The 12,125-nt window shown below is 69.4% G+C and carries 13 protein-coding genes; 9 read left to right on the plus strand and 4 right to left on the minus strand.

From position 1 onward, the window contains the following. From JWQ05_RS12460 to JWQ05_RS12475, 4 genes are all read right to left on the minus strand, one after another. The coding region (locus tag JWQ05_RS12460) for a DUF6513 domain-containing protein (RefSeq protein WP_299658763.1) at positions 1–1,112 on the minus strand (1,112 nt) is incomplete at its 3' end. Next, entirely contained in the window at positions 1,109–1,699 is a 591-nt protein-coding gene (locus tag JWQ05_RS12465) for a uridylate kinase (RefSeq protein WP_299658764.1), read from the minus strand. The genes JWQ05_RS12465 and JWQ05_RS12460, both read right to left, overlap by 4 nt. After that, a complete protein-coding gene (locus tag JWQ05_RS12470; RefSeq protein ID WP_299658765.1) occupies positions 1,699–2,439 on the minus strand; it encodes a (5-formylfuran-3-yl)methyl phosphate synthase in 741 nt (246 codons plus the stop codon). Before JWQ05_RS12470 ends, JWQ05_RS12465 begins: the two co-directional genes overlap by 1 nt. A gap of 185 nt (positions 2,440–2,624) precedes the next feature. Next, on the minus strand, positions 2,625–3,155 hold the full coding sequence (locus JWQ05_RS12475; RefSeq protein WP_299658766.1) for a DUF3280 domain-containing protein: 531 nt from the start codon (positions 3,153–3,155) through the stop codon (positions 2,625–2,627). A 264-nt stretch (positions 3,156–3,419) separates the two neighbouring features. Here JWQ05_RS12475 and JWQ05_RS12480 point away from each other — a divergent pair, with 264 nt between their 5' ends. From JWQ05_RS12480 to JWQ05_RS12520, 9 genes are all read left to right on the plus strand, one after another. Next, a complete protein-coding gene (locus tag JWQ05_RS12480; protein ID WP_299658767.1) occupies positions 3,420–4,649 on the plus strand; it encodes an ABC transporter substrate-binding protein in 1,230 nt (409 codons plus the stop codon). A gap of 235 nt (positions 4,650–4,884) precedes the next feature. Continuing rightward, on the plus strand, positions 4,885–5,835 hold the full coding sequence (locus JWQ05_RS12485; RefSeq protein WP_299658774.1) for a YVTN family beta-propeller repeat protein: 951 nt from the start codon (positions 4,885–4,887) through the stop codon (positions 5,833–5,835). A gap of 91 nt (positions 5,836–5,926) precedes the next feature. Continuing rightward, a complete protein-coding gene (locus tag JWQ05_RS12490) occupies positions 5,927–6,349 on the plus strand; it encodes a hypothetical protein (protein ID WP_299658775.1) in 423 nt (140 codons plus the stop codon). A 10-nt stretch (positions 6,350–6,359) separates the two neighbouring features. Then, complete coding sequence (locus JWQ05_RS12495) at positions 6,360–6,602, plus strand: hypothetical protein (protein ID WP_299658768.1); 243 nt, start codon at positions 6,360–6,362, stop codon at positions 6,600–6,602. After that, entirely contained in the window at positions 6,599–7,354 is a 756-nt protein-coding gene (locus JWQ05_RS12500) for an ABC transporter ATP-binding protein (protein ID WP_299658769.1), read from the plus strand. The genes JWQ05_RS12495 and JWQ05_RS12500 overlap by 4 nt, the downstream gene beginning before the upstream one ends. 23 nt (positions 7,355–7,377) lie before the next feature. Then, positions 7,378–8,262, plus strand: coding sequence for an ABC transporter permease (locus JWQ05_RS12505; protein WP_299658770.1), 885 nt, complete (start codon positions 7,378–7,380; stop codon positions 8,260–8,262). Then, a complete protein-coding gene (locus tag JWQ05_RS12510; RefSeq protein ID WP_299658771.1) occupies positions 8,262–8,900 on the plus strand; it encodes a hypothetical protein in 639 nt (212 codons plus the stop codon). Before JWQ05_RS12505 ends, JWQ05_RS12510 begins: the two co-directional genes overlap by 1 nt. Before the next feature lie 266 nt (positions 8,901–9,166). Further along, the gene (locus JWQ05_RS12515) at positions 9,167–11,605 is read left to right on the plus strand and encodes a TonB-dependent receptor (protein WP_299658772.1); all 2,439 of its coding nucleotides are present in this window, start codon (positions 9,167–9,169) and stop codon (positions 11,603–11,605) included. A gap of 267 nt (positions 11,606–11,872) precedes the next feature. Next, a partial coding sequence (locus JWQ05_RS12520) for a hypothetical protein (RefSeq protein WP_299658773.1) occupies positions 11,873–12,125 on the plus strand: 253 nt, incomplete at its 3' end.

Consider the following 12,125-nt stretch of genomic DNA (forward strand, 5'->3'; position numbering starts at 1 on the left):
TTCGGGTCCTTCACCTCGGCCGCCTGCGCCGCGATCTCGTCCGGGGTCTGCACATAGGGGCGCTTGTCGTGCAGTGCCAGAAGGGAGCGCCCATAGCCCTTGGGCAGGGCGGAATCGGCTTTGGCCGCGAACATCACCCGGCGGGCGGCGTCGTGCTCCTCCACGGTGCGGCGGGTGTGGTTGGAGACCTGGACGATGAGCACGTTGCGGACGGCGAGCTCCGAGCACATGCCCACCAGGAGCGCGGTGACCCCGAGGCTGTCCGCCTCGGTGAGCTCGGTGAGGTTGCCGGTGCCCATCATCATCTCGATGCCGGGCCAGCGCCGCCGGATCTCGTGATAGCGGGTGATCGATTCGACGAAGCCGAAATGGATCGGCTCCAGGATCGGATCGGCCATGTAGGGACGGCCCGCCTTTTCCATGCGCTCGATGGCGCGGTCGAGGGAGGGCAGGTCGTCGGGGCGCACCGGCACCAGCACCGGGACGGCGTCGGTCTCGAAGGCCAGGTCCAGGGTCTGCTCGTTGAGACTGAGCAGGAAGTCGGCGCTGGCCCTGGCTCCGCGGGTCAGCTCGTCGAGGGAGAACGAATCGACGCTGACCTTGAGCCCGGCGCCCTTCAGGAGGCGCACGCAGTCCTCCAGATGCGGAAAATCCGTGTCCGGCAGGCCGCCGAGGTCGATCACATCGGCGCCGCGCCGGGCAAGATCGAGGCCCTTGGCCAGGATCTGGTCGGGCGTCATCTTCGAGGCGTCGACGATCTCCGAGAAGATGCGCAGGTCGTGGCGCGAGAGGTCCACCGTCCGGCCGGCGAGCCCGAGATAGGCCGGCAGGTCGACGATCTCGTCAGGGCCGCGCTCCACCGGCAGGCCGAAATGCCGGGCGAGTGCCTCTGGGTTGGCCCGGCAGCGCCCCGGCAAGACGATGCGGGTGGCGCCCTCCGGGATCGTCACCCGGCGGCGGATGATCTCCTCCGTCATCAGGGCGGCGACCTTCACGCCCGCATCCGCGATGCTCCAGGCAAAGCGCTCCGGCGGCAGGCTGGCCGCGACCTTCTCCAGGCGCGCCTTGGCCATGCGGCCGGTGATGAAGACGAGGTGCTCTGGGGCGCTCACGCGGCGGCCCTCGCCAGGTCCGCGCCGGGGCCGAGGATCTCAATGCGGCCGGAATAGCGTGCCGCGAAAGCCGGGAAGGCCGCATCGACGAGGCCGGTCCGGGCAAGGTCCAGCCAGGTCGCACCCGCTGGGGCGTCGGCGGATTTCACCAGGCGGCAGACCGGGGCGCCGAGGGTGGTGGCCAGCCAGAGCGCGAGGCTGTCGGCGGTGACGTCCCAGGTCTCCGCGATGTCCGGGTGCCCATCCTTCAGGCCGGCCGGGTCCCAGACCGGGATGCGTCCCGCCGCGAGGCTTTTCGCGATCGCGGCCTCATCTTCGGCCACATCGAGCCGAGGCTCCAGCGCACCAAGAATCTCGGCCATGCGGCCCATGGCGTCGAGGGCGAGGCGGTGGGCGAGGGCATCGGAAAAGCCGAGCGAAGCCTGCGTGGTGCGCACCGCCTCGGCGAAGGGGCCACCGCCGGGAACGACGATGGACGGACCCATGCCGCCTGCCACGAGCCGCGTGAGCAGCGCCTGCAGGCGGCCGGGCTCGGCGACGAGGCTGCCGCCGACCTTCACCACGCTGGCGGCGAGGGGCGCCCGCATCAGGCGGCGTCCCGCGCCGGCTTGGCCGGACGGGCACGCAAGCTGCGCACCGCCTCCGCCACGCGGGTGGGATCGAGGCCGCGCGTGCGGTCGCTCCCGTGGCAGAGGCCGCCGCGAAAGCCGAGGTAATCCGCGCGGAGGGGCGCCAGCGAAGCGATGTCGGAGAGTGCCAGCGAACCGGCAAGGCCCGAGACCAGGCCATGCGCCCGGCAGGCCTCGGTGAACGCGCCGAGCACCGGCAGCGACAGGTGATCGGTCAGCCGGCGGCCGTCCTTGCCGGCGGTGTCGATCATGGCCCCGAGGAAGCCGGCCTCGGCGAGGCGCGCAACGAGGTCGACGGCGCCGCCCGCCTCGGCGAACAGGACGGCGATCAGGCGCCCGGGCGCGGCGTCCGCCACGCGCGCGAGGTCATCGGCCGACCAGGCGGCCCGCACGGCCACCTTCACGAATCCGACCCCCGTTCCGGACAGGGCCCGGATGGAGGGCACCAGCGCGGCCACGGCCTCCGCCTCGCCCGCCACCGCGCTGGTCAGCGCGCGGCCCTCCACCCGCGCCGCGATGGCGCGGACGAGATCCGGGTCCAGGGCGCCGAGCGCCCCGCGCGCGGGGTCCTTGGCATCGACGAGGTCGGCGCCGGCCTCGGCGGCGACACCCGCCTCGGCGGCATCGCGCACGCTGACCAACAGGCGCGGAGCGCTGGCGGCGGTGTCGAAGGGTGGGGCAACGCGAGGCACGGACATCAGCGCGGATTTCGGTTGTTCCGGGTCTCGGGGAGACCTTCTACGACGCCCGGGTCGGAAAGCGCCGCGCCTGGGGTGGCGCGGCCGGGGCAAGTTCGGATCGGTTACGGCCGTCTGGCCTGTGGAGCCTCGGCCTAGAGTATGCACGCGGTCAGGGATATCCCCGCTCGCCTAACGCCCCGCCGTCAGGACCGGTTCGGCAGGGGTTCGGCGAGGAGGCGGTTCTTCACCACCCAGCGCATGGCGTGGGCCCAGGTGTCGTCTGTGTCGGCCCGGATCACCACGCGGCCGCCCCGGATGAGCTTGCCGGTGCCGGCCTCCGCGATGGTGACGGTGAGGTTGAAGATCTGGTTGGAGCCCTTCTCGACGAAGCCGCTCACCGCCAACTCAGCCCCGAGAGTCTTGGCGATGGCGGCCGCGCAGCCGTCGCACTTGTAGAGCGGCGCCTGCTTGGCGATCTCGGCGGCCTGGGGGGCCACATCCACGGCCTCGACGGTGTCGCCTAGCGCCTTGCGCAACTCGTCGGTGACGAGGCCGAGGCGCCGGACCTCGTCCGGCCGGGCCTTGCGCCCGCCGACCACGCCGGGGTCGAGGAGTTCGATGCCGAAGATCGCGGCCTTCTCCGGAGCGGCCCGAGCCGGCCCGGCGAGGGCGCTCGCGGCGAGCGCGGCGGCGAAGGCGAACCCGAGACGGGAGCGGACCGGAGACGGGGCCATGGGAAGAGATCTCCGCAGGAGGCCTGAGACGCAGGAGGCCTGAAACGAATGGGACCATGGGAACGCACCAGCGGGTCTCACGATCCCACGGGCTCCCCCGGATCGGTGAGATCCGCAGGCCGGCGAGATCTGCCCGGAAACCGCGCCGCGCGCAAATCACAGTGCGTGGTGCGAGACAGGCCCGGGTTTCAGCGGCGCCCTTAGGAACCCCTTATCACTCCGCGATTGAGCGCGGCTCCGCAATGTTGTTAGCCTCACTCCCACATGCCCATCCCCGCACGCTTCCTCTTCGCCCTTCTCGCCCTCAGCCTCGGGCTCTGCGGTCCTGGTCTTCGCGCGGCCTCGGCCCAGGACACCGCGCCGGCGTCCACCGCGATTCCCCCGAGCGAGACGCATATCGGGCTGATCTACCGGCCGGAGCCCGCACCCTCCTCGTACGACGCGGAGGCCGTGCCCGAGGACGAGGGCGTCGCCGGCGCCCGGATGGCGATCAAGGACAACAACAACACCGGCCGCTTCACCAAGCAGACCTACGTGCTGGACGAGATCGCCCTCGACGCGGAGAAGACCGCCGTGGCGGCGGCGGGCGACCTGGCGGGGCGGGGCATCCGCTACCTCATCGTGGCGCTGCCAGCGGCCGAACTGCTCGCCGTCGCGGATGCGGTGAAGGGGCAGGGCGTCACGGTCTTCAACATCGCCGCCCCCGACGACCGCCTGCGCGGGGCCGATTGCCGGCGCAACGTGTTCCACGTCGTGCCCAGCCGGGCGATGCAGACGGACGCGCTGGCGCAGTTCTTCACCCTGATGCGCTGGCGCAAGATGTTCCTCATCGTCGGGCCGCAGGAGAACGACCGGCTCTACGCGGACGCGTTCAGGAATTCGGCGAAAAAATTCGCCCTGAAACTCAACGCCGAGAAGGCCTGGACCTTCGGGCCGCTCGCGAAAGCGCGCGGCGACACCCCCACCCGCTCCGAGGCGATGGTCTTCACCCGGGGGCTCGACTACGACATCGCGGTGGTGGCCGACGAGGCCGGCGATTGGGGCGACTACGTCCCCTTCCGCACCGTCGACCCGCGGCCCGTGGCCGGAACGCAGGGGCTGATCGCCACCACGTGGCACCCGATGCTGGAGACCTGGGGCGCGGCGCAGGCACAAAACCGGTTCCGGCGCCAAGCCGGCCGGCTGATGCGGCCCCTCGATTACCAGGCCTGGGCGGCGGTGCGCTCGGTGGGCGAGGCGGCCACGCAGCGCAAGACCGCCGACCCGGCGGTGCTCACCCCCTACTTCGCCGATCCGGCCTTCAGCCTGCCCGCCTACAAGGGCGTCTCGCTGACCTACCGCCCCTGGGACCACCAGCTGCGCCAGCCTCTCATCGTGGTGCAGCCCAAGGCCCTGGTCTCGGTGGCACCCGAGCAGGGCTTCACCCACCAGCGCACGCCCCTCGACACCCTCGGCATCGACCTGCCGGAGACCGCCTGCAAGTTCGCCGACTGACCCCGCTCGCGCCGCGAAGGGAACCGGGCGCCCCTGCGGCAACAGGTATCCGCCCCGCTTGCAGTCGCGCGCTCCCCGTGAGACGGGGCTGCACTATAGTAACGCCCAATCAATCGCGCACGAGCCATCTATCGCGCGCGAAACAGCGATGGTCCCGAGGAGGAACCCCATGAGCCACGGCTTCAGGGCAGGCGCGTCCGCAACGGTGCCGGGTCCGGCACTGCTCGGGCTGGCGATGCTCGTCGGCACCGCGCTCGCCGGCATCGCCCCGGCGCGGGCCTACACGGTCTACGTCACCAACGAGAAGGGCAATTCGGTCAGCGTCATCGACACCGAGACGATGGCCGTCACCGGCACCTGGAAGGTCGGCCGGCGCCCGCGCGGCGTCACCACCAGCAAGGATGGCAAGGAACTCTTCGTCTGCGCCAGCGACGACGACCGCATCGACGTGCTCGATACCGCCACCGGCAAGGTCGTGCGCTCGCTCCGCTCCGGCCCCGACCCGGAGCAGTTCATCCTCGGCCCCCAGGGCAACCTGCTCTACGTGGCCAACGAGGACGACAGCCAGGTCACGGTCATCGACGTCGAGAAGAACAAGGTCATGGCCGAGGTGCCGGTGGGCGTCGAGCCCGAGGGCATGGGCCTGTCGCCGGACGGCAAGGTCTTGGTGAACACCTCCGAGACCACCAACATGGCCCACTTCATCGACACCACGACCTTCGCGGTGATCGACAACGTGCTCGTCGACGCGCGCCCGCGCTTTGCCGAGTTCACGGCGGACGGGAAGTACCTCTGGGTCTCGGCCGAGGTCGGCGGCACGGTCAGCATCATCGATGTCGCCGCGCGCCGCGTGATCAAGAAGATCACCTTCAAGATCCCGAGCGTGAACGACGAGGCGATCCAGCCCGTCGGCATCCGCATCACCAAGGACGGCACCAAGGCCTTCGTGGCGCTGGGGCCGGCCAACCGCATCGCGGTGATCGACGCGAAATCCTACGCCGTGGAGAAGTACCTGCCCGTGGGCCAGCGCGTCTGGCAGCTCGCCTTCACGCCGGACCAGAAGCTGCTGTTCTCCACCAACGGCTCCTCCAACGACATCTCGGTGGTGGACGTGGCGGCCGAGAAGGTGGTGAAGAGCATCCCGGTCGGACTGCTGCCCTGGGGCGTCGCGATCTCGCCAAACTGAGTTTCGAACGCAGCCCCGACCGTGCGCCGGGGCTGCGACAGGGCGACCGCCACAAGGCGGCGAACGGGAGGATGACGACATGAAGCGGACGATGCGGCTCACCGCGCTGAGTCTGGCGGCCCTGCTCGCCGCCGGGCCGACGCTCGCCCTCGACCTGACGAAGAAGCGCGCCAACCTGCCGGACCTCGTGCTCGGCAATGAGGAGGGCAACGATTTCGTGGTCGAGAACCGGGAGATCGAACTCGAATCCGGCAAGGCCTACCGGCTGCGCATCGTCGCCAAGGGGCGGCAGGAGTACAAGTTCTACGCCACCGAGTTCTTCCGCAACATCTGGTTCAACCAGATCGTGATCCAGCACCTGGAGATCCACGGCAGCGGCCCGCCGGACCATTTCGAGTTCGACGATCCGGGCGAGATCGCCATCGAGTTCGTGACGATCAAGCCCGGCGAGTATCCCTGGTCCGTCCATGGCCTCGAAACCAGGGGCATGACCGGCAAGTTCATCGTGAAGTAGGAGCGGTTCGATGCGCCTCACCTCCCTCACGCTTGCCGCATTGCTGACGACGGCGCCCGCCTTCGCGGACGACAGGGGCGCCTGCATCGAGGGCATCGCCATGATCAAGGCCGAACTCGCCAGACCGGCCCCGGAAGCGCTGCTCCCGAAGTTGAAGAAGGCCCTTCGGGTGGCCGAGCGCGAACTGGGCGAGGGCGAGTTCGGCGAGTGCCTCGACGCGGTCGGCGACGCCAAGCGGGCGTTGAAGCCATGAGTGCGGGCCTCGGCAGCGGCGCCGCCCTCGAGGTCGCGAATGTCAGCCATCGCTTCGGCACGCGGGCCGCGCTGTCGGACGTCTCGCTCAGCGTGGCGCGGGGGCGCTTCACCGCCCTGCTCGGACCGAACGGCGCCGGCAAGACCACCCTGTTCTCGGTGATCACCCGGCTCTATTCGAACCAGGACGGACGGGTCTCGATCCTCGGCCACGCCCTCGACCGAGAGCCGAGCCGGGCGCTGGCGCGCCTCGGCGTGGTGTTCCAGGCCCGAACGCTGGATACCGATCTCACCGTGGAGCAGAACCTTCTCTACCACGCCAGCCTGCACGGCATCACCCGCAAGGTCGCCAAGGCGCGGATCGCCGTGCTGCTCGCCCGCGTGGGGTTGAGCGACCGGCGCGACGACAAGGTGCGCACCCTCTCGGGCGGCCAGTCCCGGCGCATCGAGATCGCCCGCTCCCTGGTGCACGAGCCCCGCCTCCTCCTCCTCGACGAGCCCACCGTGGGCCTCGACCTCGAATCGCGCGCCGACATCGTCGCCATCGTGCGCGCCCTGGTGCGCGAAGAGGGATTGTCGGTGCTCTGGGCCACCCACATCTTCGAGGAGATCGACGCGGGCGACGATGCCGTCGTGCTGCACCGCGGCCGCATCGTGGCGCGCGGCACCGCCGGCTCGATCGCGCAGGGCGACGAGACCCTGGAAGCCGCCTTCCGGCGCCTCGTCGCCGAACCCGCGCGGCAGGCCGCATGAAGACGCCCACAGAATCGATCACCATGAGCACAATCACACGCCCGATCGCGGCCGCCCCGGCGGAAGCGCCGGTGCCCCATCTCGGGCGCCTCGACACGGTCGGCTACCTGATCTGCCTCGGCGGCATCGTGCGGCGCGAGCTCCTGCGCTTCTTCAACCAGAAGGAGCGCTTCTTCTCGGCCCTGGTGCGGCCCCTCGTCTGGCTGTTCATTTTCGCGGCGGGCTTTCGCAACACGCTGGGCGTCTCCATCGAGCCGCCCTACCAGACCTACGTGCTCTACGAGGTCTACGTGGTGCCCGGCCTCGCCGTGATGATCCAGCTCTTCAACGGCATGCAATCCTCGCTCTCGATGGTCTACGACCGCGAGGTCGGCTCGATGAAGGTGCTGCTCACCAGCCCCTATCCGCGCTGGCTGCTGCTGCTCGCCAAGCTGATTGCGGGCGTCACCGTCTCGGTGGTGCAGGCCTACGCGTTCCTGTGCATCGCCTGGTTCTGGGAACTAGACATCCCGGCCATCGGCTACGTCGCGGCTCTACCGGCCTTCATCGCCTCCGGGTTGATGCTCGGCGCCATCGGCCTGCTACTGTCCTCGATGGTCAAGCAGCTGGAGAACTTCGCCAGCGTGATGAACTTCGTGATCTTCCCGATGTTCTTCGCCTCCTCGGCGCTCTACCCGCTCTGGCGCATCCGCGAATCCTCCGAAACCCTGTACTGGATCTGCCAAGCAAACCCCTTCTCCCACGCGGTGCAGCTCGTGCGATTTGCCCTCTACGGGCAGTTCGAGCCGATCGCCTGCGCGGTCGTCGTGGGCACCACGCTCGCCTTCTTCACCCTCGCCGTCGTCGCCTACGATCCCGGCCGTGGCATCATGGCCCGGCGCGGCGGCCCGGCCGGAGACAATTCCTGATGTTTTTTCGCCTGATCACCCCGACCCGCGCCCTCGCGGGCATCGCACTCCTCGGCCTCGGCGCCGGTCCGGTCCTCGCCCAGCCGAAGGGCGATCCCGACTGGCCCTGCGTCCAGCGCAAGGTCTCGACGCTCAGCCCCGGCTCGGTCTGGACCGGGCCGGACCTCGAGGCCGCCGGTCCGTGGGGCGACGATTTCGAGGCCGCGGCGCTCGCCCAGAAGATCGCCTCACGCCGCACCGCGCTACCCGAGGTCGATCCGCTCCTCGACGACTTCGTGGCGAAGGCGGGCGCCGACAAGGAGAAGCGACTCACCCGCGTCTTCTCCGGCGTGTTCGAGGTCATCAACGGCGAGCGCAACAAGGTCATCTCCGGCATCGGCCGCTACGCGCAGGGCCAGCGCCGCATGGCCGAGCGCATCCGCGACGAGGCCGACCAGATCAGCGCCACCAAGGATGCCCCGAGCGCGCAGGACGCCCGCGACATCCCGAAGGACGCCTCGGAACTGGAGACCAAGTTCACCTGGGACCGGCGCATCTTCCAGGAGCGCAGCCAGTCGCTGACCTATGTCTGCGAGGTGCCCACCCTGCTGGAGCAGCGCCTCGGCGAGATCGCCCGAAAGATCCAGGCGCGCCTCTAGGAAGGCGTCGCCCCGCGCAATGCCGGCCATGCGGTCCGGCATTGCCACTTTATCCCGGGCGACTTGCTGGAAGCTCCCTAAAGCGTTGAAATCAGACGCAAAAATGTGGCCGCAGCGCCACGCAACACGACGAACACCGGGCTTGTCCGCGCAAAAGCGTTGAATCGCCCCGGCGCGCGATTGTCCTGGCCCCCGTCTCCTCACAAGACTGTGCGCGAAGCCCCGGCCAAGGGGCAGAGACACGAAGACGTTGTGAGGGGTCGGGGATGACGAAGCGGACACTGCGGGGCAGCCTGCTGCTGTCGGTGGCGCTGCTGCCGGGTGCGGTCCACGCGCAGGGCGCGGCGGGCGCCCAGCAATCGGTGACGCTGGCGGAACTCGACGTGGTCGCGACCACGCCGGTGGGCGCCTCGGGCGGCGGCGGCGGGCAGTCGCTCTACAAGATCCCCAACACCGTCGAGACCGTGACGGCGGCCGACTTCGCGCAGGATCGCGCGACCCTCGACCCGACCTTCACCCTGGCGCGCAAGACGCCGGGCGTGAACCTGTCGGACGGGCAGGGCAACGGCTTCCGCCAGACCCTGACCTATCGCGGCTTCGACGCCTCGCCGCTCCAGGGCGCGCCGCAGGGCCTCGCCGTCTACCAGAACGGCGTGCGCATCAACGAAGCCTTCGGCGACGTGGTGAACTGGGACCTGATCCCCTCGGTGGCGATCAACCGGATCGACATCGTCACCGGCAACCCGGTCTTCGGCCTCAACGCCCTTGGCGGTGCGGTCAACATCGAGATGAAGAACGGCTTCACCTGGCAGGGCAAGGAGATCACCGTCAGCGGCGGCTCCAACGGGCGCATCCTCGGTTCGCTGCAATACGGCGAGGTCGTCGGCCCCTGGAGCTTCTACTTCGCCGGCGAGGGCCTGCGCGACGAAGGCTGGCGCATCAGGTCGCCCTCCGAGATCGGGCGCGTCTATGCCGACCTCGGCCACAAGACCCTGGATTCCGAATTTCACATCATCGCCTCGGGCGCCAAGACCTTCTTCGGCGCGGCGGCCGCCACCCCGGTCGACTTCACCCACGTGAACGAGCGGGCGATCTTCACCTCGCCCCAGACCATCGCCACCGAGCAGGGCCAGATCCAGGTCACCGGCAAGGTCGCGGTCTCGCCCACCTGGGACCTCCAGGGCAATGCCTACGTGCGGCGCCTGAGCCAGTTCACCGTCGACGGCAACGACGGCAATTTCGAGCAGTGCAGCGCGCGCTCCAGCAATCGCGGCTTCCTCTGCTTCGAGGATGACGGCTTCAGCCGCGCCCCGGGCCAGACCGACCTCGCCTTTCGCAACCAGTTCACGATTCTGGGCCGCCAGGGACAGCGCATCCCGTTCACCACCGGCGTGCCCTACGGAACCCTCGACACCATTCGCACGGAGGCGACCGGGTACGGCGGCACGCTCCAGGCGACGAACCGCGACCAGGTCTTCGGCCACACCAACAACTTCGTGGTCGGCGGCAGCATCGATGCGGCCAACTACACCTACAAGTCCTCGAGCACGCTCGGCGTGATCAACCCCGACCTCACCGTCAGCACCAACCCGTTCAACCCGAACTACGGCACGATCCCGGGGCTCGGCACCGAGGCGATCCGCACGGCGGCGGCACTCGGCATCGCGCCGAGCAACGTCACGGGCTCCAACCTCTACATGGGCCTCTACGCGCTCGACACCTTCGACGTCACCGACGCTCTCTCGCTCACCGCCGGCGCCCGGCTGAACTTCGCCCGCATCTCGACGCAAGACCAGACCGGCTTCTCGCCGGACGTGACCGGCACGCACTACTTCACCAAGGTCAACCCGGTGGTGGGCGCCACCTACCGCTTCTTCCCCTGGCTCAACCTCTACGGCGGCTACTCGGAATCCAACCGCGCGCCGACGCCCCTCGAACTCGCCTGCGCCAACCCCGACCGCCCCTGCCTGCTGCCGAACTCCCTCGTGGCGGATCCGCCGCTCAAGCAGGTCACCGGCCAGACCTACGAGGTGGGCTTCCGCGGCAGCGTGCCGAACTTCTACGAGGACGGCCTGCTGAGCTACAAGCTGGGCGCCTTCCGCACCGACCTGCGCAACGACATCCTGCAGGTCGCGGTGCCGGGCAACGCCGCGCGCGGATACTTCGTCAACGTGCCCGCCACCCAGCGCCAGGGCATCGAGGTCTCGGGCGAGTACGCGACCAAGACCCTCAGCCTCTACGCCAACTACGCGCTGATCGACGCGACCTTCCAGTTCAACGGCGAACTCTCCTCGCCCAACAACCCGCTCGCCGACGACGGGCTGATCAACGTGCGGCGTGGCAACAACGTACCGCTGGTGCCGAACCACCAGTTCAAGGCCGGCTTCAACTACATGATCACGCCGATCTGGACCTTCGGCATGAACATGCAGGCCTTCTCCTCGTCCTACTACCGGGGCGACGAGTCGAACATCAACCGCAAGCTCCCGGCCTACTTCACCGCCAACCTGAACACGAGCGTCCAAGTCTCGGAGAACGTGCAGGTCTTCGCCCTGGTCACCAACCTGTTCAACAACCGCTACGCCAATTTCGGCACGTTCGCCGAGACCGGCGCGGTGGCGGGCAACTTCGTGATCAACGATCCCCGCACCACCACCCTGGTGCAGCCGCTCTCGGCCTATGGCGGCGTGCGGGTGACCTGGTAGCCTGACCGTAAGGCGGGGGCCGGCGACGCCCCGGCCCCTCCATCACGATGGGAAGAACGGCGCGGATCGCGAGATCCGCGCCGTTCTTCGTTATGAGATCGTGTCGTCACCCCATTGGCGTGGCGGCGGCGCGCTGCAAAGCCGCAGACCCGGATGGCGGGAGAGGGGCAACCCGGCGGAACTCCCGTCGCCGGCGGGCGCTTCCCTCGCGACCCTGCCGAAAAGGCTGCCCATCAAGGGCGGCCCCCCATCCGGAGAGCCTGTCCCATGCGGATCACCCTCGTTTTGCCAGCCGCCCTCGTCATGCTGGGCGCCGCCGGCCCTGTCCTCGCCTCGTCCTGCTCCGAGCAGATCGCCACCATCGAACGCCGCCTCGACAGCGCGGGCGCCGAGCAGGTGACGGGCAAGGAGCCGCCCGGCGGCCCGACCTCGTCGCACTCGCCGAAGGCCCTCGACAAGGCCCCCGACGTGAAGCCCACCGACCCGGCGACCACCGCGAGCGCGGGCGGCGTCGCGCAGG

The sequence above is a fragment of the Methylobacterium sp. genome, assembly GCF_028290105.1.
Lineage (GTDB): Bacteria > Pseudomonadota > Alphaproteobacteria > Rhizobiales > Beijerinckiaceae > Methylobacterium.

Bases quoted from the DNA above. Each gene is read 5' to 3' on its own strand.
- JWQ05_RS12515 (WP_299658772.1), top strand. From the start codon at position 9,167: ATGACGAAGCGGACACTGCGGGGCAGCCTGCTGCTGTCGGTGGCGCTG.
- JWQ05_RS12505 (WP_299658770.1), top strand. From the start codon at position 7,378: ATGAGCACAATCACACGCCCGATCGCGGCCGCCCCGGCGGAAGCGCCG.
- JWQ05_RS12490 (WP_299658775.1), top strand. From the start codon at position 5,927: ATGCGGCTCACCGCGCTGAGTCTGGCGGCCCTGCTCGCCGCCGGGCCG.
- JWQ05_RS12465 (WP_299658764.1), bottom strand. From the start codon at position 1,699: ATGCGGGCGCCCCTCGCCGCCAGCGTGGTGAAGGTCGGCGGCAGCCTC.
- JWQ05_RS12470 (WP_299658765.1), bottom strand. From the start codon at position 2,439: ATGTCCGTGCCTCGCGTTGCCCCACCCTTCGACACCGCCGCCAGCGCT.
- JWQ05_RS12510 (WP_299658771.1), top strand. From the start codon at position 8,262: ATGTTTTTTCGCCTGATCACCCCGACCCGCGCCCTCGCGGGCATCGCA.
- JWQ05_RS12475 (WP_299658766.1), bottom strand. From the start codon at position 3,155: ATGGCCCCGTCTCCGGTCCGCTCCCGTCTCGGGTTCGCCTTCGCCGCC.
- JWQ05_RS12495 (WP_299658768.1), top strand. From the start codon at position 6,360: ATGCGCCTCACCTCCCTCACGCTTGCCGCATTGCTGACGACGGCGCCC.
- JWQ05_RS12485 (WP_299658774.1), top strand. From the start codon at position 4,885: ATGCTCGTCGGCACCGCGCTCGCCGGCATCGCCCCGGCGCGGGCCTAC.
- JWQ05_RS12480 (WP_299658767.1), top strand. From the start codon at position 3,420: ATGCCCATCCCCGCACGCTTCCTCTTCGCCCTTCTCGCCCTCAGCCTC.
- JWQ05_RS12500 (WP_299658769.1), top strand. From the start codon at position 6,599: ATGAGTGCGGGCCTCGGCAGCGGCGCCGCCCTCGAGGTCGCGAATGTC.